Here is a 22987-nt window from a genome sequence, read left to right on the forward strand (position 1 = left end):
CAGTCTAGGCCGGGTCAGCGGGTGTACACCGTGAGCTCACCGGTGTGCTCTGCGCGCGGTGAGATCGGGTAGCCCGCGATCCTGCCGCTGCCGCGCAGCTGCACCCCGGCATGCACCGCTTCTGAGCTCGTAATTGCGCGTTTCCCGGTGCCGGCGACGGTCACCGCGGCGCCTGGCGCAACCGTGAGTTCCTGTGTCTTGCCCCCCGTGACGCTGACCTCGGCGGGCACATCACCCGAGTTCACGATGACTAGCGCTCCGTCAGCGACCACTGGGGCCGCGGTCGTCGCGTCCTTCACGAGCTCCGGCGCGGGAGCAAACCACTGGAAGTCGTGGGTTTCGCCCGAGTTTGAGGCGCCCTCGGCCCCCGCAAACACCGGCACCTCGGATTCAATGATGATCGCGGTGGCCTCGTGCGGCCAGCTCTCGACAGCGAGATTCCCCACCGTGCGTGGCTCGAGGTCGATCTCGCCGAGCTCGGTTCGCGTGCCATCGGGGTCCGTCGCGAACACGCGAGCCTTGCCAGCGACATCGCCCGGAGTGAGCGCGTTGACGAGCACAGGGAATCGGTCTGCGGGGCCCGTGTCCGTCGGCACCGTCTCGTGGTCGTGCGAGTCCTCGTTGGATACACCTGGGATCACCAGCAGCTGCTCGGCGCGGAGCTGGCGCGTGACCGTGCTCGCACCAACAGGGACGATCCCATCAACTCGCGCGATGCCGAGACTCGCCGCCACCGGCGCGCCGGTGCTGGTGACCCGGACAGCGAGACGTTCCCGGTTCGGCGCGTAGCCGTTGAGCGAGACGATCTGTTCGGCACCAGGAGCGACGATCACGCCAGAGGTCTGGACGGCATCGATCTCACCGGCCTCGTCGAACACCGTGATCTGCACCGTCGCCGGCACCTCGCTCGCGTTGCCAAGGCTCAGCGTGGTCGAAAGGCCGAGCGTGCTCCCGCCGCCCACAAGCCACTGCTCGTTGACGGGCTCGACACAGCCACTCGCGGTCATCCCAGACAGCGTGGGTGAGGAGAGCTTCTGGGTCTGTGCTGCCGCGATGGCTGCCTCAGCCAGGCCACTGACGACCCGGGCCCCGCTCGGGTTCGCGCCCTCGTCGCCGGCTCCCGCCAGCGTCGCCAGCTCACCGTCGCCGAGCACGAGCACCGAGGCCTCGCCGACAGGCACAGCAACGTCGGGGCGCGTCGGGTCAGCGCCGAGCTCGGGGAAGGCTCCCGCACAGACAACGCTGCGCTCCCCGTCCTGGGTCGTATTCACCTGTACCGCGTGCGGCTCACGTTCCACAGCGGGCAGTTGGACGGTACCGAGCAGCAACGCGCCGACGGCCGCTGCGCCGGTAATCACGACGCCGGTGAGCGCACGGGCTCCGCCCCGGACAAACTTCTTGCTCGTACTCATCGCTTGTCAGCTCCCTTGTCGCTCTCGGGATCCGTTTCGTCCGCAGCCTCGGGCTCCTCAGGAGTCACGGTTTCTGCGGGAAGCGCCTTGTCAGCCTCATCGATCTCAGGAGTCGGCTCGGCCTCGGCCTCCGGCGCTGGTTCGAGCTCGGCCTCGGGCGTGGGTTCGAGCTCGGCCTGAGTCTCAGGCACCGGTTCGAGCTCAGCCGCAGGCGTCGGCTCGACCGCAGTCTCGGGCGCGGGCACGAGCTCAGTCTCAGCGTCAGCCTCAGTCTCAGTCTCAGTCTCGTGCGTCGGCTCGATCTCAGCCGGGAGCTCGTCATGCGTCACCTGCGCCGCTTCGACTGCCGGGGCGACCTTGGGCGTCGGCTCAGGAGCCGCGGCGGCCCCGGCCGCCAACGATGCTGCTGCACGCTGCTTCGAACGTCGCTTGCCGCGGGCACGCTTGGGTCGTTTGCGCCGCTCCGGCCGCTCGACAACCTCTCCCGTGGGAAGCGCGAGCAGGAGCATCGCGAAGATGAGGATCAGCTGAACAGTCCAGACGGTCTGCCCGCCGAACGAGGTGCCGACGAGCACTGCCGAGTCATCGCCCTCGTCGTCTGCTCCGGTCGTCGCTTCGGAGACGCGCCAGAGCAGGCCCTGGTCCGTCGTGCCGACGCTCGCGAGCTCCGGATGCTGGTCGAGTGTGCGCTGGAGTTCGGTCTCCTCGGTGGCCTCGTTGCCGGATCGGAGCAGTACGTAGTTCACGCGTTCTGCGTTGAGGGCGTCGCCGACGCTCCCGCCACCGATGCTCGCGAGTGATCCCACGAGTTCCGCAAGACGACGATCGGACTCACCGGGGTCAGCGAGCCGTTCAGAGGTACGCACCTCGTCGAGTTCGAGGCCTTCCCCGGTCACGATCTCAGCCTGCACCGCGTGTTCACCGACGGCGGTCACCACGAGGGTGCGCGTCGTGGGGTCTTGCTCGCCCGCAACCTGGACGAGGGCCGGCATCCGGCTATCGCCCGACCCCATGGGAACGTTGCCCGTCACGAGACGGACCGCGATCGGGCCAGCGGCCGCGAGTGCCGCGACGAGCGCGACAGCAACGATGGCGGGCGCCGCGCGGCGAGCAGTCTCCGCGCCCAGAGCCGCGAGCCCGAGCACCGCGAGCCAGTAGAGCACGAGGCCCGAACCCGTCCAGACAGCGACGGGTGTGTCCCCGGCTGTGGAGAGCATGAGCTGGGTTGAGCCGACAGCCGTCACGATGCCGAGAGCACCGAAGAGTGCGTGGAGGATCGTGACCGCTACGCGCCCCGTGTACAGGCCGAGCAGCGCGAGGAGCGCGAGCGGCAACATGAGCACGCCGACAAGCAGCGTGGCTGGTGCACCGCCGAGCCCGATCGATTCGAAGATCCGCGCCCAGCCGTCGAGCCCAAACTCGGGGAAGCCGAGCAGCAGGTGCCAGGTGTTCCCAGGCGTGTACGGCAGGGCGATTCCGGGGTCGGCGAGGAGATCCAGCAGTCGTCCGTCGAAGATCGTGGCGATGATCTTCGGCGCGAATAGCACCAGTGGAGCGATGCCGACCGACAGCACGCGCAGTGCGCCGCGCACGCTCGAGAACACTCCGACGACGAGGAACACCAGCGCGACAGGGATGAGGACCGGGGCGCATGCGAGCGCGACAGCTGCGAGCAGTGATGCGGTGCCAGCCCAGCTCCACGATTCGCGGCAGCGGGTCGCTGCGAGCAGCAGCCACGGCATCACCACGGCAAGAATCAGGGTCGTGATGCGCCCGGATGCGATCGAGCCGAGCAGCACCGGGCTGACGGCGAACCCGATGGAGACGACGACGCGCGCCGCTGCCGACTCGGTGATCTGCGCAGCCCAGATCCACGCTCCGAGCGCGGAGAGTGGGATCGCGACAATGAGCACCAGCACGAGCGCGTGCGACGGGTTCCAGAACGTGACCGAGCCGAGCACCGCGAGCACCCAGGCGAACGGGTCGGCCGGGACGCCATCGATCGTGCGGGTGTGGTGCCAGAGTTCACCGATCGAGCTCAGCGGAGCCATCCCGCCGCCGAACAGGCTCGTCTGCGCGATCGCCCACCAGGTGAGTGCGATCGCGATCACTGAGGTGGTGACCAGCACCGCGAGTCCACCGGTCGAGACGAACCCGAGCTCGCGTGGCACGCGACCCTGCGAGGCAAGAATGGCCTCGCGGTCAACCATGCGCGCGGTGCGCACGGTCTTTCGGTCCGTGCGCAACGGCCGCACCGCCGCCCAGCCGGCCTTCGACGCCCGTTTCACGCGTTTCCGTGAGGCGAGCAACGCTTTCGGCCGGAAGAACACGGTGAGGGCCGCGACGAACTCGCCGAACATGTTGCCCGGCTGCTCGCGGATCAGCGCCCAAAAGACGCGAATGATCGCGAGCAGTGGGAGGCCCAGCCAGAGGAAGAACGCTGGAAACGCGGGGGCATAGGCGATCCGGCGGTGGAGGTGCGCGGTGCGGGCCTGCCGGTGTGCGGTGCGGAGCACCCCGCGCGAACGGTCGATGTGCGGGCCGGCGACACCGCTGCGGGCGAACCGGACCCGTGATTCTGGCGAGACCTCCACGCGATGCCCAGCGAGCCGGGTGCGCACACAGAAGTCGAGCGCGTCGTCGTAGCTCGAGAACGCCGGATCGAATCCGCCGAGCTCGTCCCAGACGTCGCGGCGCACAAGCATGCCTACCGGCCCAACTCCGAGGACATCCTCGAGATGGTCGTACTGCTGCTGGTCAAGCTCTTGCCTCCGCAGCAGCCACCGCGAGCCGGTCGTCGTGAGGCTCTGCCCGAGTTCGATGATACGTTCCGGGTGATCCCAGTCGACGAGCTTCGGGCCCGCAACTGCAACCGACTGCGCGCGCTGCACGCTCGACAGGATCCGTTCGAGGGCTTCCGGTTCCGGGCAGGAATCCTCCGTGAGGAGCCAGATCCACTCGGACGCGGGGTTCTCCCCGGGGAGCACCGTTGTGAGTGCGGCGGCGACCGCTCTCCCGAACGAGAGCTTCGAGGGGATTCCAATGACGCGTGACGCCTCAGCTCCGCCGAGGTTCGCGTTCACGAGCTGTGTGCCGACGCGTTCAGCGCCGCCGTTGTTCACGGCGACGATTGCGTTTGGGCGCCTCGTTTGGGAGGCGATCCCGGCGATCGTCTCATCGAGCCACTCCCCACCCTGGGAAGCGACAATGACTGCGGTTACTGTGCTGCGCATAACGCCGTCAGTCTAGGTACCAAGCACGTTTTGAAACTGAAGCCATGCCGTGCAGCACGAACCTCAGCCTGCTTCGCGGCGAAGCTTCCGTCGCTCTCGCTCGGAGAGTCCGCCCCAAATACCGAAGCGCTCATCGTTTTCCAGCGCGTACTCGAGGCAATCGGAGCGCACTTCGCAGCTCTCGCAGATTCGTTTCGCTTCGCGCGTTGATCCGCCCTTCTCGGGAAAGAAGGACTCGGGGTCGGTCTGCGCGCAGAGCGCGTCAGTCTGCCAAGCAAGAGCTTCATCTTCAGTCGAGCGACGGATGCCGGGGGTGCCGAGAAATACCGGGTCGACAAACCAGTCGCCGGGAACGCTGGGCCCTGATGCGTGTTCCATGTGGTGCGCCCCCTTTCTCAAGAAATCTCATATTGCGACGCTGACACGCCGCTATCTCGAATAATTACACCCTTGTCATTCACCTCGTGTCAAGCCGAGGAGTCTAAACCCTCAAGTAGGTGTTGAGGGTCAGTGGAGCCATGCGTGTCGCACCTCTACACTGTATTCATGGCAGATTCTCTCCGCGTCGCGTCGGTCAACGTCAACGGCATCAGGGCCGCTTACCGCAAGGGCATGGGTGAATGGCTCGCTGAACGCGACGTCGATGTCCTTGCTCTCCAGGAGGTGCGCGCACAAGACGAGCACCTCGAAGAGTTCCTCGGATCGGCGGGGTGGCACTGGCTGCACGACCCGTGCGAGATCAAGGGGCGCGCAGGCGTGGCCATCGCGAGCCGGGTGCCGTCGCTTGCGCACCGCGTCGGTCTCGGCCCAGCTGACGCGCAGGAGCAGATCCAGTCTTCGGGTCGCTGGATCGAGGCGGACTTCGCCTTCGGCGACTCGCAGCTCACGGTTGTGAGCAACTACACCCACTCGGGCGAGGTGGACACGCCACGCCAGGAGGCCAAGTGGGCCTTCCTCGACGCGATGGGCGTGCGCCTCGACGAGCTCGCCGCTGAGCGCGAGTTCGCCGCGGTCGTCGGCGACTTCAATGTCGGGCACCGCGAGCTCGACATCAAGAACTGGAAGGGCAACCGCAAGAAGAGCGGCTTCCTGCCTCGCGAGCGCGCCTACTTCGATCGGTTCTTCGGCCCGCGCGGCGAGACCGTGGAGGGTGTAGACGGCTCCGAGGGCACCGGCCACGGCTGGGTCGACGTCGGCCGCACCTTCGCGGGCGAAGTTGAGGGTCCGTACTCCTGGTGGTCGAACCGCGGCCAGGCATTCGACAACGACACCGGCTGGCGCATCGATTACCACGTCGTCACCCCGCAGCTGGGCGAGCGCGTGCTCGATTACACGATCGATCGGGCGGCTTCCTACGACGAGCGATGGTCGGATCACGCGCCCGTCATCGTCGATTACCGCATCTGAGCCTTCCGGCTTCAGCGCGGACCACACACTTGTTATAGGAACGCAGTTACACATATGAATACCAAGCCAGTCATTTTCTCTGGAATGCAGCCCTCGAGCGACTCCCTGCAGCTCGGCAACTACATTGGTGCGCTCAGCCAGTGGACGAAGATGCAGGAAGACTTCGACGCAATCTTCTGCGTGGTGAACCTGCACGCGATCACCGTGCCGCAGGATCCGAATGAGCTCATCGAGCGCACCCGCCGCACTGCCGCCCAGTACATTGCGGCCGGCATCGACCCCGAGCAGTCGACACTGTTCATCCAGTCGCACGTCCCCGCTCACGCCGAGCTCGCTTGGGTGCTCAATACCCTCACCGGTTTCGGTGAGGCGGGACGCATGACCCAGTTCAAGGACAAGTCGCAGCGTCACGGGGCCGACACCGCCTCGGTCGGACTGTTCACGTACCCGATCCTCATGGCCGCGGACATTCTGCTCTACAACGCAGAGCAGGTTCCCGTCGGCGAGGACCAGCGGCAGCACGTCGAGCTCCCCGTGACCTCGCGAACCGCTTCAACTCCCGCTTCGGCGACACCTTTGTGGTGCCCGAGGCGCAGATCCCGAAGACGGTCGCGAAGATCTACGATCTGCAGCAGCCGACCTCGAAGATGTCGAAGTCTGCGGAGACCGAGGCTGGCCTCATCAAGGTGCTCGATCCCGCGAAGGTGACGACGAAGAAGATCATGCGCGCGGTCACGGATGACGACGCCGAGGTTCGTTTCGACCGCGAGGCAAAGCCTGGCGTCTCGAACCTCCTCACGATCCTCTCCGTACTCGGCGAACGCTCTATCGAGTCGCTCGAGCAGGAGTTCGCGGGCCAGGGCTACGGCCACCTGAAGAAGGCCGTCGCCGAGGTAGTGGAGTCGTCGCTCACGCCGGTGCGCGAGCGCACCGAGGAGCTCATGGCGGATCCGGCTGAACTCGACCGCTTGCTCGCACGCGGCGCGGATCGTGCCAACGAGATCGCGAACACCACGCTGAACCTCGTCTACGAGCGCATGGGGCTCGCGCGCCGCTAGGCCCGCAGCAGTCGGTGGAGACCCCCGCGAGCACCACGGGGGCTCCGCCGATCACCGCTTCGAGTTCGGCACCCCATTTGCCGAACGTCGGCAGGTCGAGCGTCGGGCGGACAGTGAGCTCACGGGCCTCGGGCACGAGGTCGAGAGTGGCGAACCCCACTCGGAGCTCGGATCCGCGAAGATCGTCTGCGGATCGATGACGACGAGCCACGGCTGGTCCCCTGGGTGTGCTGACATTGCGCCCCTCCCGTTGTGCGGTGCTTTCCTTTCTCGCAGCCGTATTCCCCGGTTTCGCCCGTAGCGTTCGGCACACCACTCGCAGGCGCTCCGCGCTATGCTTGAGGCGTGTTCCGGGGTCGGTGGGATTCCGAACCGGCGGTGAAAGTCCGCGACCCTCGCATCCGCGAGGCTGAGCCGGTGTAATTCCGGCACCGACGGTGATGTGCGGGGCGAGAGCTCGCGCACAAGTCCGGATAGGAGGAACGCGGGTCACCGAGGCGACGCTTCGTGTACCCCGTGCCCGGGCTGCAGAAAAGGTACAGCATGCCGGCCGCGCACCCACTCTCACCCGAGGTGATCGAGTTCGCTATGCGCCGCGCACTCACGCTGGCTGAGCGCGGCCCAGCGGATAACGAGAATCCGCAGGTCGGCTGCGTCATTCTTGATGCCGCTGGCACGACCGTGTCCGAGGGCTGGCACAAGGGCGCCGGCACCCCGCACGCCGAGGCAATGGCGCTCGCGCTCCTCCCGGCGGATGTGGATCCCCACGCGCTCACCGCCGTCGTCACGCTCGAGCCGTGCAACCACACGGGCCGCACGGGACCCTGCGCTCGAGCGCTGCTCGATCATGGCATCGGCCAGGTCGCGTTCGGCCTCGCCGATCCCGGCGCTGCTTCGAGCGGCGGCGGAGATACCTTGCGCGCCGCCGGCGTGCCGGTCACCGGCGGGATCCTCGCCGACGAAGTCCGCGCGTTCCTCGCGCCGTGGCTCCAGCGGCAGGGAGGTGAGGCCCGTGGCTAAGCTCCCGCGCATCACCGCGAAGTGGGCCCAAACGCTCGACGGCCGCGCCGCCGCCGCAGACGGCTCGAGCCAGTGGATCACCGGGCCTGCTGCCCGCGCGGACGTGCACCGCAGGCGGGCCGCGGCAGACGCGATCCTCGTTGGCACTGGCACGCTGCTCGCCGACGATCCGTCGCTCACCGCGCGCACCCCGGCGGGCGACCTCTTGGTTCCGGCTGGGGAGCAGCCCGTGCCCGTTGTCGTCGGCTCCCGCGAGATTCCCGCCGGCTCGCGCGTGCTCGCGCACCCCGCGCTCGGCGAGCGGTTCCCGGCTCCCATCAGGCTCTCGGGATCAGATCTCGTCGCTGAGCTCACCTCGCTCGGGGCGCGCGGCATCGACAGCGTCTTCGTTGAGGGCGGGCCGCACATCGTGAGCTCGCTCTTGCGCGCCGGCCTCGTCGACGAGCTCCTCGTCTACATCGCCCCCGCGCTGCTCGGCGGCCCCAGGCTCGCCGTCGGCGACCTGGGGATCGACACGATGGCCGGGATCCACCGCCTCGAATTCACGCACACCGAGCTACTCGGACCAGATCTGCTCATCATCGCAACGCCCGCCCAGAAGGAGATTCGCTAGTGTTCACCGGACTCATTGAAGAAATCGGCGAGATCGTCGCCGTCACGCCGATCGGCGACTCGCTGCGCCTCACGGTTGCCGGCCCGCTCGTCACGAGCGACGCGACCCACGGCGCCTCGATCGCGGTATCGGGCGTCTGCCTCACCGTCATCGAGCAGGGCACCGATGCGCAGGGGCGCGGCACCTTCAGCGCCGACGTGATGGCGCAGTCGATCCGCATGTCGACGCTCGGCGAGCTCGCCCCCGGCAGCCGCGTGAACCTCGAGCGCGCAGCCCGCCTCGACACCCGGCTTGGCGGTCACATCGTGCAGGGGCATGTTGACGGCACCGCGACGCTGCTCACCGCCGAGGACGGCGACGCGTGGCGCACGCTCCGCTTCGCGATCTCCCGCGAGCTCGCACCGTTGCTCGTCGACAAGGGCTCGGTGACGCTCTCCGGCACCTCGCTCACCGTTTCGGCGATTTCGCCTGCCGACGAGACCGAGCAGTGGTTTGAGGTTTCGCTCATTCCGGAGACGCTCGAGGCGACCACGCTCGGCGCACTCGCCCCCGGAGACAGCGTCAACGTCGAAACAGATCTCATAGCTCGCCACGTCGAGCGTATGCTCAGCTTCCAAGACAACGCGTAGCCGCGGCACTCTAGACACCCCAGAAAACCTAAGGACACCGAATGACAACCCCACGCACCGAGGGCATCGCCTCGATCGAAGAGGCAATCGCAGCCATCAAGGCTGGCCGCCCGGTTATTGTCGCCGACAACGAGGATCGCGAGAACGAGGGAGACGTCATCATCTCCGCCGAGCTCGCCTCAGCCGAGTGGATCGCTTGGACGGTCAGCCGCTCGTCGGGGCTGCTCTGTGCACCGATGACGAACGACATCGCCGACCAGCTCGACCTCCCGATGATGGTCGAGCGCAACGAGGACGTCCGTGGCACCGCCTACACGGTGACCGTTGACGCGGCCCACGGCGTCACCACAGGCATCAGCGCGAGCGATCGCGCCACCACGGCGCGCGTGCTCGCGAACCCCGAAGCCGTCCCCACGGACGTCAACCGTCCCGGCCACATTCTCCCGCTCCGCGCGGTCGACGGCGGCGTGCGCGCACGTGACGGCCACACCGAGGCTGCGGTCGAACTCATGCGGCTTGCTGGCCTGCGCGAGGTTGCGGTGATCGCTGAGATCGTCGCCGAAGACGGCGAGATGATGCGCCTCCCCGGCCTCATCGAGCTCGGCGCAGCCGAGGGGGTCGTCGTGACGACTATCGAGCGCCTCATCGACTACCTCAACGAGCACGACCCCGCAGGCACCCCGGCCGTCCAAGGCCATTCACGTCGCGTGAGCCTCCGCGCCGACACCCTGCTCCCCACCGAGCACGGCGATTTCCGGGCCCTCGCCTACCGTGACCGCCGAGCGGGTGTGGATCACATCGCACTCGTCGCGAAACAGCCCGACGGCTCAATGCCCGGCAAGGGCGCCCTCGTCCGGGTCCACTCCGAGTGCATCACGGGCGAGGCATTCGGCTCGCTGAAGTGCGAGTGCGGCCCACAACTCGACGCAGCGCTCGACCTCGTCAACGAGCGCGGGGGCGTCGTCGTCTACCTGCGCGGCCAGGAAGGACGCGGCATTGGCCTCGCGAACAAGCTGCGCGCGTACCAGCTGCAGGAGCAGGGCATCGACACGCTCGACGCGAACCTGCAGCTCGGCCTCCCCGCGGATGCGCGCGACTACACCGCAGCGGCGGATATCTTGGCAGACCTCGGGGTGAGCGACGTTCGCCTGCTCACGAACAACCCGGACAAGGTCGCGCAGCTCGAGTCGCACGGGCTCGCCGTCTCCGAACGCGTGCCGCTCTTCGTGGGCGTCACCGACGAGAACCGTGGCTACCTGCAGGCCAAGCGTGACCGGATGGGCCACGAGCTCCCCGCAGGCGATCTCTAAGCCACCGGTGTCCCCAAGCAGAACAAGAGAAAGCAGAGAGTCATGAGTGGAGCAGGAGCGCCCAGCCTCGCCGTCGACGCGAGCGGGCTGCGCGTCGCGATCATCGCGGGCAGCTGGCACACCGAGATTATGGACGGCCTCATCGCGGGAGCACAAGAGACCGTAGGCGCCGCCGGCGCAGAGCACGTCCTCTTCCGCGTCGCGGGGGCATTCGAGCTCCCCGCCGCGGCGCAGGCGGCCCTCACGCCGGCAGCGGACGGCGGCGGCGGTTTCGATGCAGCGGTCTGCCTCGGAGTGATCATTCGCGGTGGCACCCCCCACTTCGAGTACGTCTCGAACGCCGTTACCGACGGCCTCACGCGGGTTCAGCTCGACGCTGGTCTTCCGGTCGGCTTCGGCGTGCTGACGACCGACAACGAGCAGCAGGCGCTCGACCGGTCAGGGCTTGCCGGCTCCGTCGAGTCGAAGGGGCAGGAGGCCGGTGAGGCCGCGCTGCACCTCGCCGTGCAGTTGCGTGCGATCCGCAGCGCGGGGTCCGCACACTCGTAACCATCCGAGCCGAAGGCCTGGCCCTCACCGAGCGGTGTTTCCGCTTGGCGAGGGCCAGACCTTTTTCGTGGCGACCAGCCCTTCTTTCCCAGCGACCGCGCATCGGCCAAGACTAGAGTGAGTGCGTGTCAGAAGCCGCATCGCAGCATCCTCCGCGCACCGCGGCCGATGCCCCGAAGTCCCCCCGTTCGAAGTCCCGCAGCGCACGCCGCTCGAGTACGAAACAGGCGGGGCCGCGCGCCTCATTCAAGCAGCTCCTGCCCTACCTTTTCGAGCAGCGTGGACTCCTCACGTTCATCATTGTGCTCAGCGTCGTCAGCGCAGCCGTGTCGCTCTCCCAGCCGTTGCTCGTGGGTCAGGTGATCGAGCGGGTCCAGGCTGCTGAACCGCTCGGGGCACTCGTCGCCGTGCTGGTGGTAGTCGTCATCCTCGGTGCCCTCCTCGACGGCTACCAGCACTACCTGCTGCAGCGCATGGGCGAGGGGGTCGTGCTGCGCTCGCGCCGCCGCCTCATCGCGAAGATTCTGCACCTGCCCATCTCGGAGTTCGACCGCCGCCGCACCGGCGATCTCGTCTCACGCGTCGGCTCTGACACGACCCTGCTGCGCGCGGTACTCACGCAGGGCCTCGTCGAGGCGATCGGCGGCTCGCTCCTGTTTGTCGGGGCGCTCATCGGCATGTTCATCATCGACCCCGTGCTGTTCCTCATCACCTTCAGCATCATCGGCGTCTCGCTTGTCGTCGTGGTGCTCCTCGCGGGGAAGATCCGCCCGGCTGTGTCACGCGCCCAGGAGAAGGTGGGCGATCTCGCGGCCTCCGTTGACCGCGCAATCGGTTCCATGCGCACCATTCGGGCCGCCGGTGCAGCGGACCGGGAGCGCGCCGCCATCGAGCAGCAGGCAGAGGAGGCGTACGGCTTCGGGCTGAAGATCGCGCGGATCTCCGCGCTCATCGTGCCCATCTCATTCATCGCTCTGCAGGTGTCGCTGCTCTCAGTGCTTGGCTTCGGCGGCTACCGCGTCGCATCTGGCGCGATCGAGATCAGCCAGCTCGTGACCTTTGTGATCTTCCTGTTCATGATGATCACCCCGCTCGGCCAGGCCTTCGGCGCATTCGCCGCGGTGAACCAGGCGCTCGGCGCACTCGGCAGAATTCAGGAGATCGACGGGCTGAAGGCCGAGACCGACGAGGATGCCGCGCTGTCGCCGACGGGCAGCATCGTCCCGCTCGAATCCGTCAGAGACGAGCAGGCTCCCGCGATCCGCTTCGACGACGTGCACTTCACCTACCGTTCCGCAGCCCCCGACCGCGTTGACGCGCGCGAGCTCGTGCGCGGTCGGGGTGGCCGTGCGGCTGCCGCGGTCCCTGCTGAGATCGTCGAGACCCCGGTGCTCCACGGCGTCTCCTTCGACGTTCCACGTGGCACACGGGTCGCGCTCGTTGGCCCCTCCGGCGCCGGCAAATCGACCGTGCTCGGCCTCATCGAGCGCTTCTACGACCCCGATTCGGGCGCCATCTCACTCCTCGGAGCTGATTTGCGCACGCTCGACCGGGCCGAACTCCGCGCTCAGCTCGGCTACGTCGAGCAGGACGCGCCTGTCCTCGCGGGCACACTCCGCGAGAACCTCTTGCTCGCCTCGCCGAACGCGAGCGACGCGGCCTGCGAGCGCGTGCTGCGAGCGGTGAACCTCGGGGGGATGCTCGATCGATCAGCACTGACGGGTGGGCTCGAATCTGGTCTTGACGCTCAGGTTGGCGAGAACGGCCTCATGCTGTCCGGCGGCGAGAAACAGCGCCTCGCGATCGCGCGTGCGCTGCTCACCGCTCCCCCGATCCTGCTACTCGACGAGTCAACCGCTTCGCTCGATGGCGTCAACGAACGACTCATGCGCGAGGCGCTCGACTCGGTCGCGACCGGCCGCACGCTTGTCGTCATCGCGCATCGCCTCTCGACCGTTGTCGACTCCGACAAGATCATCGTCGTCGACGACGGCCGCGTGATCGGTGAGGGCACCCACGCCGAACTCGTTGAGTCGGTACCGCTCTACCGAGAGCTGGCGCAGCACCAGCTGCTCGTGCCGCAGGACGCCACCGCAGCCGAGTAGGCGGTTCTGCACAGTTGAGGGCGTACACCTCAGCTCCCAAGGGCGCCGAAACGCCATGTCCTCAGCGAGGTCAGGGTAGTTCTGCCGCTGAACATTCCTGACTTCGCTGAGGACATGTCCGCTGAGCGTCACGGCGAGCACGCGTGCCGGCAGCAGACGCACCAAGCGAGCTAGCCTGCGGTGGCGTGCGCTGAGCGGAGACGGATGCCGAGCACCCCGAACCCGATGACGAGGATGGCGAGCCCTAGCGCTGCGGGTCATTGCTCATGCGTCGACCGTAACACACCGCGGTTGGGGCCTCATGGCCCGCCGTCTACGCCGAGGGAGCGGTCGGAACGGGCTTGAACAGCCAGTCGATGCGCGGCTCGACGATGGGACGGAAGACGCGCGAGACGATCCGCGTCGAGAGCACCGCGGTGATCGCGGCGGCGATGAGCGCGAGTACCACGATGCCGACCCAGCCGAGCGATCCGACCGAGTCGACGAAGCCGGACTCGCGCAGCGCCCACACGATGACGCCGTGCAGCAGATAGACGTAGAGCGTGCGAGCGCCCCAGACTGTAGCGATCGAGTGCTTCCGCGACACCACGAGCAGCAGCGCGAGGGTCATTGCTGCGGCGACGACGATGAGGATCGCGCCGACGAGCACGCCGCCGGCCGCGAGGCCGAACCACCCGAGCACCCCAGAGCCGTTCGCGTTCCACGCCCCGAGCGGGGCGTTCTCAAACATCCAGGCGTAGCTGTCGCGATGGGTCAACCAGCGATCGATGCGCCATGAACCCTTCAGCCCCGCCGGGGCGAGTGCGAGCGTCGCGAGCCCGAGCGCGACGGCCGCGAGCAGGCCCCAAGCCGCCGAACGAATCGCCCGGCCCGGAGTCATGAACCACTCCCCCGAGAGCCAACCACGCTCGCGCGCCAGCCAGGCTCCGACGAAGAACGGAAGGAACGCGAGCGTGCGTGCGGCTGAGAAGTTCACGCCGATCGCGGGCAACAGCGGTGCGATGAGGGCGAGCGCGGTCGCGAGCAGCAGCGGGTGCTTGAAGCGGGCAATATATGGCAGCAGGATCCGCATCGTCGCGAGGGTCACCAAGAACCACAGGGTCCACGACGGGCTCACGAGGAAGCTCTGGCTGAGCTGCTTGCCCTCAACCAGGCCGCGCAGCAGGGCCCAGATGCCCTCCCATGCGAGCCAGACCACGAGCAGCTGCACCGTCGAGGTGATCGCCTTCGGCGTCACCTCCGGCTTCGAGAACAGCCCGGAGAGCGCGATCATCGCTGGCATGTGAAACAGGTAGATGTACGCGTAGAGCCCGAACCCGAGTTCGGTGTCCGTGCGCACGGTTGAAATGAGGTGTCCGATGACAACGAGCACAATAAGCGCAAAACGCGCGTTGTCCCAAAGGGCGACGCGCGTTTTAGCGGATGCTACTGAAGTGTTCAGGGTTAGACCATCTTCGTGACCTGGTCGAAGCCGAGTTCGACCGGGGTCTCGCGCTCGAAGAGCGAGACGAGCACGGTGAGCTTGCCCGCTGCCGGGTTGATCTCACTGATCGTGCCGGGGAGGCCCTCGAAGGAGCCGGACTTGATGGTGATGGTCTCGCCGATCTCGAAGTCGATCTCGACCTGGCCCTGCGCGACCGCGTTCGCCGGGGCCTTGCCCTTGGCGGTTGCTGCCGGCTCGAGCTCGACGGTGCTCTTGAGCATCTCGAACGCTTCGTTCAGGCGGAGCGGGACCGGGTTGTGTGCGTTCCCAACGAAGCCGGTGACACCGGGCGTGTGGCGAACGACAGACCAGGTGCTCTCGGTGAGGTTCATGCGGACGAGCACGTAGCCGGGGATCCGCACGCGGGTCACCATCTTGCGCTGGCCGTTCTTAACCTCCATGACCTCTTCCATCGGGACCTGGATCTCGTAGATGTCATCTACGGCGCCCATGACCTCGCGACGGTTCCAGAGGTTCGACTTCACCTTGCGCTCGTAGCCGGCGTAGGTGTGGATCACGAACCACTTGCCTGGGAGGCGGCGGAGTTCCTTCTTGAACACCTTGTAGGGGTCTTCGGCTGTCTCAGCCTCTTCGCCCTCTTCGGTGGTCTCTTCGTCGACGATGGCCGATGCTGCGGCGTCTGCCTCATCGACGGAGTCAATCTCGAGCGCGTCTTCAACTGCCGCGTCAACCTCGGGGTCAGCCACGTTCGCCAACGCGTCAAGCGCTGCGTCGAGGTCTGCCTCGGGTGTAGTGCTGTTCTCGGGCGTCATCTCAGTGGGGCCTTCTTGTTGTCTGCGGGTGTGGTTCGGCCGGGCTCAAATTAAATCGCTGAGCCGAACAGGAAAAGGGTAACGAAGCCGAAGAGCTTGTCGAGAACCCAGACGAGCGCCATCATGATGACCACGAAGGCAAGCACGACGAGGGTGTACCTGACGAGCTCCTTGCGGGTCGGGGTCACGACCTTCTTCAGCTCTGAGAACACCTGCTGGACAAACAGGATGATCCGACCAAAGAAGCCACGCTTCCGGTCGTCCGTCTTCGCAGGCTCGACGTTGCCGCCGTTCTCAGCGAGTTCAGTGCTGCTCATCGGTGTCCTTTCAGTGCCCCGGACTTACATCCGGGAGTGGCAGGGCGGACAGGACTCGAACCTGCAACCTACGGTTTTGGAGACCGTTGCGCTACCAATTGCGCCACCACCCTAAAGGAATCACCCCTGCCGTATCGAATGCGTTTTGGGCACAACCGATAATGGCAGAAGTCAATGCCTAGGAATAACTGTACGCGATTCCCGGGGTCTTGTCGAACTGAGATTGTCGTTCGGTGTAAGCCGGGTGCGCCGCGGGCCAAACTTCCCATGCACAGGCAGCCATCTGCATGCGCGCAGGAGTAGGCTTATCACGTGACCGAAATGAACCGCTTGTCAAAGAAGATCGCCGCCATCGCTGAGTCAGCCACCCTCAAGGTTGACTCGAAGGCGAAAGCCCTCCAGGCCGAAGGCCGCCCCGTCATAAGCTTTGCCGCAGGCGAGCCTGACTTCGCGACCCCGGAACACATCGTCGACGCCGCACGCAAGGCGCTCGACGACCCGAAGAACTTCCGTTACACGCCAGCCGTCGGTCTGCCGGTGCTGCGCGAGGCTATCGTGCGCAAGACGAAGCGCGATTCGGGCCTCGACATTACGCCCGCACAGGTCATCGTCACCAATGGCGGCAAGCACGCGGTCTATTCCGCATTCCAGGCGATTCTCGACCCGGGCGACGAGGTCATCCTCCCCGCACCGTTCTGGACGAGCTACTCCGAGGAGATCCAGCTCGCTGACGGCACCCCGGTCGAGGTATTCGCCGGCGCCGACCAGGGCTACAAGGTCACCGTCGAGCAGCTCGAAGCGGCTCGCACCGATCGCACCAAGGCGCTGCTGTTCTGCTCGCCCTCGAACCCGACCGGCGCCGTGTACACGCCAGAGGAGACGAAGGCCATCGGCGAGTGGGCGCTCGCGAACAACCTCCTTGTCGTCAGCGACGAGATCTACCAGAACCTCACCTACGATGGCGTTCGCGCGATCTCGATCGTTGAGGCAGTGCCCGAGCTCGCCAAGAACACGATCCTCGTGAACGGCGTCGCGAAGACCTACGCGATGACCGGATGGCGCATCGGTTGGCTCATCGGGCCTGCAGACCTCGTCAAGGGTGCTGCGAACCTGCAGTCGCACATGACCTCGAACATCAACAACATCGCGCAGATCGCCGCCGCAGCCGCGCTCGACGGCCCGCAGGAGCCGATCGAGGAGATGCGCCAGGCGTTCGAGCGCCGTCGCGGGCTCATCATCGCTGAGCTCAACAAGGTCCCCGGGTTCCACTGCCCGATGCCAGAGGGCGCGTTCTACGCCTACGTCGACGTGAACGCTGCGCTCGGCCGCGAGATCCGGGGCGTCACGCCCACGACCTCACTCGAGCTTGCCGATCTCATCCTCTCGGAGGCTGAGGTCGCCGCGGTTCCCGGCGAGGCGTTCGGCCCGTCGGGCTACCTGCGCTTCAGCTACGCGCTGGGTGACGACGCAATCGTCGAGGGCATCCGCCGCATCCACGCGCTGCTCTCCGAGTAACGAACACTGCACGCGAAGGCCCGAGTCGATTGCCGACCCGGGCCTTCGTCGTTGCCGGACGCAGTTCCACAGCGAAGACTGCGCTCCGCGAACCGCAGCCGGCGCTGCTCAGTAGCCGACGGTGGCGAGGAACACTTCCCCGCGACCGGTGAGCCGGATCGGCGCGCCAGCAGACACGTAGACCGACTGGCCGCGCGCGACGTTCGCCATCTCTGCGAGCTCGGCGTCGGGGCGCGAGACGAGCACCCGCCCGGCGGTCACGATCAACACGAGCGGCGTGGCAGCTTCGACGACGACCTCGTCGGCTGCGCCGGCCAGGCGCGCGCCGTCGAGCGACTCGGCGTCGCTGAACGCCTCGTGGCTGCTGTGCCCGCCGTCGGAGTCGACTCTGGCGCGGAACAGCTGGAAGTCGGGCACGCCCGGCCGCCACGCGCACAGTCCGGGCGCGACGCGCTCGCCGCTGAGCCGCGGCTCCGCGAGCTCACCGAAGTCGAGCACGCGCAGCATCTCTGGAATGTCAACGTGCTTCCCGGTCAGGCCTGCCCGCAGCACGTTGTCCGAGGCAGCCATCACCTCGACGGCGATTCCCCCGAGGTAGGCGTGCAGCTGCCGTGCGCCGAGATACACGGCCTCGCCCGGCGCGAGCCGCACGTGATGCAGCAGCAGCGAGACGAGGATGCCCGGATCGTCCGGGTAGTGCGTGTGCAGCGCGCGCAGGCAGGCGAGCCGGTCAGCGTGGATCGCGGGCGTCGATCCGGCTCCGATCGCGTCGACGATGCCGCGGAGCGCGTCTGCGACATCGGCGGACCCGCCGAACGCCCACGTGAGAAACGCCTCGCGCGCGTTCTCGGGCGCGGCAGCGACGAGGCGGTCTGCGACGGCGGCGAGCGCGGCGGCTCCGTGCGGGGCGGCTGCCGCGAGCGCGCGGAGATCGATGACGGCGTCCGCGATGGATCGGAAACCGCTCAGCGCAGTGACCTCGCTCAGCGCGACGAGCAGTTCGGGCTTGTGGTTCGCGTCACGGTAGTTGCGGTGCGGGGCATCGGTCGGGACGCCGGCAGCATTCTCGGCGGCGAAGCCCGCGCGGGCCTGTTCGAGATCAGGGTGCGCCTGCAGTGAGAGCGGCGCCCCGATCGCAAGCACCTTCAACAGGAATGGCAGCGATCCGCCATTGACTCCGTACCGCTCGGGATCCTGCGAGATGAGCTCGATCAGCGTGCGCGGCACCGGGGTCGCTTTCGCGACGCTCGCCGGGCTCCCCGGGTGGTCGCCGAGCCAGAGCTCAGCCTGCGGCTCCCCGGTCGGCGCGTGCCCGAGCATGGCGGGGAGAGCGTCGGTTGAGCCCCACGCGTAGGTGCGCGGAGTGTTCTCAATAAAGATCAGCACAATGCTCCCTGCGGTATTGGCATGCTCTACCATACCGGGTATGGCCAATACCAAGACGAGACTCGGAGTGAGTGCGTACGCGATTGTCGTATTCGTCTTCACACTTGGCAGCAACGGCGTGCGCAACGTGCTGGGATGGCCAGGATTCATCATCGCCGCGGTCGTGATCGCGGCGATCGGCGCGGTCATGTTCCTCAGGCTTAAGCCGGAGCGATTCCGCTGGTACCGTCTCCCCGCGCCGATCTACCTCTTCTTGATCCTCGCGATGCTCTCGATCATCTGGTCACAGTACACACTCGAGAGCCTGCTCGGCACCGTCGCGCAGCTCCTCACGACCCTCGTCGCCGTGACGCTCGCGTTCGTACTCACCTGGCATGAGGTGCTCCGCACCCTCGGCACCGCTCTGCGCTACGTCATCGGGCTGTCGTTCGTGTTTGAACTCGTGGTCTCGCTGTTCGTGCGCGAGCCGCTGCTGCCCTGGTGGCTCGAACTCACCGCGGCACAGGAGGAGAAGACGCCGAAGCTGCTGTACTGGAGCCGCGATCTCCTGTTCGAGGGCGGCCCGATCCAGGGCCTCGTTGGCAGCTCGACCCTGTTGGGGTTCATCGGCCTCATCGGCCTCATCATCTTCACCATCCAGCTGCGCGCGAAGCTCGTCACGCGCTTCGCCGGATGGTTCTGGGTACTCATGGCCGTCGCCACGCTCGCCCTCACCCGATCTGCCACCGTCACCGTAGCGCTCGCTGCCGTGGTCGTCGCGCTCGCGTTCGCCCTCTGGGCCCGCCGCACCGGCCCCGAACGCCGTGTCCCCGTCTACATCACCGGTGCCGCTGTACTTGCGGCGCTCACGATCGCAGTGGTCTTCGCCCGCGGCTGGATCTTCAGTCTGCTCGGCAAGAGCAGTGACCTCACCGGCCGCGTCGACACCTGGGAGGCGGTCATCGCGCTCGCGCAGCAGCGCCCCTGGTTCGGCTGGGGGTGGATCAGCTACTGGGCGCCGTGGGTGGAACCGTTCGAGACGCTCGACGTGCAGGGCGGCATTCCGGTGATGAGCGCGCACAACGCGTGGCTCGATGTCTGGTTGCAACTCGGCATCGTTGGCCTACTGATCTTCGCTCCGCTCGTCGCGCTCACGCTGTGGCGGGTGTGGTTCCGCGCGGTGGATCAGCCGCGACGCGGCTTCGGACCGCCCCTCCCCTACGCGACGAGCGCGCTCTGGCCGTTCCTGCTCATGGTTGCCCTCGTGGTGCAGTCGCTCGCCGAGAGCCGCATGCTCATCGAGAGCGGCTGGCTCCTCCTTATCTTGCTCGCGGCAAAGTCGCGGTTCGACTTCGAACTCCCATCACTCGACGCCGAACCGCAGCGGGTGCCGTGGCGGCAGGTCCCAATTCCACGCGACTACGCCCCCGCGCGCAGCTGACACACGTCAAGCCGCGCCGAGACCCGGCTCGGCGCCCAGCACAACTTGGTAGATTGGTACCGTGAACCTCACTACCGAACGTCTGCTGCAGCTGCGGGCCGACGCGCGCCTCGAACGAGAGACCATTCTCGAGTACCGGGTGCGCGGTGGGCAGGATCCTGCGATCGCGTTCGAAGAGGTGCCGGAGCTCGATGATTTCGTCGTCGCCGCGCTGCGTGACGAACTCCTTGAAGACCGGGGCCAGCTGGCGGAGTACGGACTCGCACGCCTCGCAGCCAGGTCCTCGAGCGACGACGCGGCGATCCACCAGGGCAATGCGGACCGCGTGGAGTTCGAGTTGCTGCGCGAGATCGCGGACACCGTACCCGAGCTCGCGGTCGCTGTGTGGCGGGCTGCCGGCAAGCTAACTATCGACTAGCAAATAGCCCAGTCAGAGCCGCCGCACGCAGGCTTGCAAGCCCGCTGATAGGTTTGTGCGGTGAGTATCACGACAGTCAGCGCACCACAGCAGGCCAAGAAACGGTCGAAAGTACGCGCAGATATCCAGGCGCTTCGCGCGCTCGCCGTGCTACTCGTCATCGCGAATCACCTCTGGCCGACGCGCCTCACCGGCGGGTTCGTCGGCGTCGACGTGTTCTTTGTCATCTCCGGGTTCCTCATCACTGCGCACCTGCTGGGTGAAATCCGACGCACGAACCGGATCTCGCTGCCACAGTTCTACGCTCGCCGCGCGCGCAGGCTCCTCCCGGCCGCGCTGCTCGTCGGAGTTGTCACGCTCGGGGCGACGCTCGTCTGGCTGCCCGCGGAACGGTGGTCACGGATCGCGCGCGAGATCTTCGCCTCCGCCGCCTACTTCGAAAACTGGATGCTCACCGCGTCCTCGGTGAACTATTCGGACCGGGGTCAGCCGTCGACGCCGGCGCAGCACTACTGGTCGCTGTCCGTTGAAGAGCAGTTCTACCTGCTGTGGCCGCTCACCCTCCTACTGCTCAGTTGGCTCCTCGCACGCCGCTTCTCTGGCCGAATCGCCGCGCGGCCCGGTCTCCTTGCCGGAGCCGTCATTGTGCTGGGTGGTGCCTCCCTCGCGTTTGCACTGTGGCAGACTGCGACCAACCCTGCAGCTGCCTACTTCAATACCTTTGGCCGCGTGTGGGAGTTCATGCTCGGCGCGCTCGTCGCCATCGCAGCACCGGTTCTTGCGGCCTGGTTTGTGCGCCGACCGATGCTCGCGATCCGAGGCCTCGCCCAGCTCACGGGCTACGTCATGATCCTCGTCGCTGCGGTTCGCTTTGACGACGCCACGGCCTTCCCTGGTCCGTGGGCGCTGCTCCCGGTGCTCGGGACGGCCCTCGTGATCGCGGCGGGTCCCGACATGCCCAGGTGGACGCCCGCGCGACTCGCGGACTGGCGACCGGTGAAGTACGTGGGCGACCTGTCCTATTCGCTGTACCTCTGGCACTGGCCCATTATCGTCATAATGCCCTTCGTGCTCGCGCGGGAGATCCGATCGGTCGACCGCCTCACCATGCTCGCCCTGAGTTTCGCGCTCGCGATTCTCACCAAGCATTTCATTGAGGATCCGGGTCGCACCAAGCTTTTTGCCTCGGCCCGGCCCCGGCGCACGCTGCTCGCGACCCTCGCCTCGGTCGCGGTGGTCGGCTTGCTTGCCGGGAGTACGGTCGCTGCGGCTGGCTCCGTTGCAGCGCGTGAGGCAGAACGTATCGAGGCGGCCGTCGGAGCTGGCTGTTTCGCGGCCGGGGCGCTCCTCCCCGGCAACGACTGCGACGACCCCTTTGGCCCTGCGCTGTTCGCCGCCGGGGCCGACACCGAGGCTCCCTGGGGCGAGGCTGCTGCTTCCCCCGAGTGCACCACCGCCGCGTCCGACAGGCAAATCCTCGCAGCAGGCAAGCCATCGTTCGTTGAGTGCGCGTTCGGGAAGAGTTCCGACGCCTCAGGCAACCGGCCGTATACCGTGTGGCTCCTTGGCGACTCGCACGCCGAGCACTGGAAGGCGGCGGTCAATGACATTGGCCGCGGCAACGGCTGGGATGTCCGACACACCATGCAGGGCAGCTGCCCGAGCGTCCCAACCGCCCTCGTGCAGACCTTTGGCAAGGAAACCTCACAGGAGAAACGGGACAACTGCGCATCCTGGATCACTGAGGTATCAGAGCGAGTACTCGCAGATGCCCCAGACCTGGTCATCGTCTCGAACTTCGCTTCGACCGAGGTCGTGGACGACGGCACCGGCCGTCCGCAGGAGGAGCAGCTCGCGGACGGCATGCAGGCCACCCTCCGGGCATGGTCGGCCGCGGGCACCCAGGTTGTCGTCATTCGGGATGTGCCGACGGCCGGCACCACGCTGGGCGCGGAGTGCGTTGCAACGAGCGGTGGCGGAGACCGGGCGTGCGTCGCACCGGTCGGCGACGTGCTGCGTCCCGACCCGATGTTTGCCGCGGCGAACGCGCTCGATGACCCCCGCATTGCAACCGTCGATATGACGGAGTTCTTCTGCCGCGACGGCGAATGCTCGGGTGTCATCGGTGGGCTTCCGGTCTTCTTCGACGCCGATCACGTCTCCGCAAGCTACTCGCGTTCGCTCGCGCCGATGCTCGGTGAGGCACTGAGTGACGCAATTGGAGTGTCGCTCCACGCACCCGTAAGTTCCCCTCAGTAAGCAAAGCACCGGCGATGCGGGACGAGCGGCCCGCCAGCGCCCGACTAGCCACGGCTGTACCTGCGTGCTAATCTCCTGAA

At 66.9% G+C, this 22987-nt stretch carries 19 protein-coding genes, 1 tRNA gene, 1 pseudogene and 1 riboswitch; of the genes and pseudogenes, 12 read left to right on the forward strand and 9 right to left on the reverse strand.

The window, feature by feature from the left end; genetic code table 11:
- Positions 1–14: 14 nt before the first annotated feature.
- The 3 genes from AUL38_RS01365 to AUL38_RS01375 form a co-directional block, all read right to left on the reverse strand.
- Positions 15–1412, reverse strand: a complete 1398-nt coding sequence (locus tag AUL38_RS01365; protein ID WP_059058558.1) for a DUF5719 family protein — start codon at positions 1410–1412, stop codon at positions 15–17.
- Positions 1409–4645: a glycosyltransferase family 2 protein gene (locus tag AUL38_RS01370; RefSeq protein WP_083506502.1), complete on the reverse strand. Its 3237-nt coding sequence runs from the start codon at positions 4643–4645 to the stop codon at positions 1409–1411. The genes AUL38_RS01365 and AUL38_RS01370 overlap by 4 nt, the downstream gene beginning before the upstream one ends.
- Positions 4646–4708: 63 nt before the next feature.
- On the reverse strand, positions 4709–5023 hold the full coding sequence (locus tag AUL38_RS01375) for a WhiB family transcriptional regulator (protein WP_083506503.1): 315 nt from the start codon (positions 5021–5023) through the stop codon (positions 4709–4711).
- A 168-nt stretch (positions 5024–5191) separates the two neighbouring features.
- On the opposite strand from AUL38_RS01375, the gene AUL38_RS01380 reads away from it, so the two are divergent.
- Positions 5192–6052, forward strand: a complete 861-nt coding sequence (locus AUL38_RS01380) for an exodeoxyribonuclease III (protein ID WP_059058633.1) — start codon at positions 5192–5194, stop codon at positions 6050–6052.
- Between the two features lie 54 nt (positions 6053–6106).
- Positions 6107–7110 (forward strand): annotated as a pseudogene (gene trpS / locus AUL38_RS01385) (tryptophan--tRNA ligase).
- 51 nt (positions 7111–7161) lie between these two features.
- Here trpS and AUL38_RS01390 read toward each other — a convergent pair.
- Positions 7162–7347 carry a hypothetical protein gene (locus tag AUL38_RS01390; protein ID WP_059058560.1) on the reverse strand — a complete coding sequence of 62 codons (186 nt, stop codon included), beginning with the start codon at positions 7345–7347 and terminating at the stop codon, positions 7162–7164.
- Between the two features lie 105 nt (positions 7348–7452).
- Positions 7453–7599, forward strand: a riboswitch (FMN riboswitch).
- A 54-nt stretch (positions 7600–7653) separates the two neighbouring features.
- Between AUL38_RS01390 and AUL38_RS17950 the strand changes: the two genes are divergently transcribed.
- From AUL38_RS17950 to AUL38_RS01415, 6 genes are all read left to right on the forward strand, one after another.
- On the forward strand, positions 7654–8130 hold the full coding sequence (locus AUL38_RS17950; RefSeq protein WP_369795276.1) for a bifunctional diaminohydroxyphosphoribosylaminopyrimidine deaminase/5-amino-6-(5-phosphoribosylamino)uracil reductase RibD: 477 nt from the start codon (positions 7654–7656) through the stop codon (positions 8128–8130).
- Positions 8123–8743 (forward strand): RibD family protein, encoded by a 621-nt coding sequence (locus AUL38_RS17955; protein WP_369795277.1) that lies wholly within the window; start codon positions 8123–8125, stop codon positions 8741–8743. Before AUL38_RS17950 ends, AUL38_RS17955 begins: the two co-directional genes overlap by 8 nt.
- Positions 8743–9372, forward strand: a complete 630-nt coding sequence (locus AUL38_RS01400) for a riboflavin synthase (RefSeq protein ID WP_059058562.1) — start codon at positions 8743–8745, stop codon at positions 9370–9372. The genes AUL38_RS17955 and AUL38_RS01400 overlap by 1 nt, the downstream gene beginning before the upstream one ends.
- Before the next feature lie 41 nt (positions 9373–9413).
- A complete protein-coding gene (locus tag AUL38_RS01405; RefSeq protein WP_059058564.1) occupies positions 9414–10682 on the forward strand; it encodes a bifunctional 3,4-dihydroxy-2-butanone-4-phosphate synthase/GTP cyclohydrolase II in 1269 nt (422 codons plus the stop codon).
- 42 nt (positions 10683–10724) lie between these two features.
- Entirely contained in the window at positions 10725–11231 is a 507-nt protein-coding gene (gene ribH / locus AUL38_RS01410) for a 6,7-dimethyl-8-ribityllumazine synthase (protein WP_059058566.1), read from the forward strand.
- 125 nt (positions 11232–11356) lie between these two features.
- Entirely contained in the window at positions 11357–13336 is a 1980-nt protein-coding gene (locus tag AUL38_RS01415; protein WP_059058569.1) for an ABC transporter ATP-binding protein, read from the forward strand.
- A gap of 313 nt (positions 13337–13649) precedes the next feature.
- Here AUL38_RS01415 and AUL38_RS01420 read toward each other — a convergent pair whose 3' ends face one another.
- The 4 genes from AUL38_RS01420 to AUL38_RS01435 all read right to left on the reverse strand — a co-directional run bounded on the left by AUL38_RS01420 (position 13650) and on the right by AUL38_RS01435 (position 16022).
- Positions 13650–14777: an acyltransferase family protein gene (locus AUL38_RS01420; protein ID WP_059058570.1), complete on the reverse strand. Its 1128-nt coding sequence runs from the start codon at positions 14775–14777 to the stop codon at positions 13650–13652.
- A gap of 2 nt (positions 14778–14779) precedes the next feature.
- On the reverse strand, positions 14780–15592 hold the full coding sequence (nusG, locus tag AUL38_RS01425) for a transcription termination/antitermination protein NusG (RefSeq protein ID WP_059058573.1): 813 nt from the start codon (positions 15590–15592) through the stop codon (positions 14780–14782).
- A gap of 50 nt (positions 15593–15642) precedes the next feature.
- Positions 15643–15909: a preprotein translocase subunit SecE gene (gene secE / locus AUL38_RS01430; protein ID WP_059058574.1), complete on the reverse strand. Its 267-nt coding sequence runs from the start codon at positions 15907–15909 to the stop codon at positions 15643–15645.
- Positions 15910–15946: 37 nt separating this feature from the next.
- A tRNA-Trp gene (locus tag AUL38_RS01435) sits at positions 15947–16022 on the reverse strand.
- A 199-nt stretch (positions 16023–16221) separates the two neighbouring features.
- On the opposite strand from AUL38_RS01435, the gene AUL38_RS01440 reads away from it, so the two are divergent.
- A complete protein-coding gene (locus AUL38_RS01440; RefSeq protein ID WP_201023655.1) occupies positions 16222–17424 on the forward strand; it encodes a pyridoxal phosphate-dependent aminotransferase in 1203 nt (400 codons plus the stop codon).
- A 108-nt stretch (positions 17425–17532) separates the two neighbouring features.
- Here the strand turns inward: AUL38_RS01440 and manA are convergent, their stop codons facing one another.
- A complete protein-coding gene (gene manA, locus AUL38_RS01445; RefSeq protein WP_059058576.1) occupies positions 17533–18810 on the reverse strand; it encodes a mannose-6-phosphate isomerase, class I in 1278 nt (425 codons plus the stop codon).
- A 40-nt stretch (positions 18811–18850) separates the two neighbouring features.
- Here manA and AUL38_RS01450 point away from each other — a divergent pair, with 40 nt between their 5' ends.
- From AUL38_RS01450 to AUL38_RS01460, 3 genes are all read left to right on the forward strand, one after another.
- Positions 18851–20230, forward strand: coding sequence for an O-antigen ligase (locus tag AUL38_RS01450; RefSeq protein ID WP_059058578.1), 1380 nt, complete (start codon positions 18851–18853; stop codon positions 20228–20230).
- Between the two features lie 61 nt (positions 20231–20291).
- Positions 20292–20648 carry a hypothetical protein gene (locus AUL38_RS01455; RefSeq protein WP_059058581.1) on the forward strand — a complete coding sequence of 119 codons (357 nt, stop codon included), beginning with the start codon at positions 20292–20294 and terminating at the stop codon, positions 20646–20648.
- Between the two features lie 60 nt (positions 20649–20708).
- Positions 20709–22907: an acyltransferase family protein gene (locus AUL38_RS01460; protein ID WP_059058584.1), complete on the forward strand. Its 2199-nt coding sequence runs from the start codon at positions 20709–20711 to the stop codon at positions 22905–22907.
- The last annotated feature ends 80 nt before the right edge of the window (positions 22908–22987 follow it).

It is taken from the genome of Leucobacter sp. G161, from assembly GCF_001482305.1.
Taxonomy (GTDB): domain Bacteria; phylum Actinomycetota; class Actinomycetes; order Actinomycetales; family Microbacteriaceae; genus Leucobacter.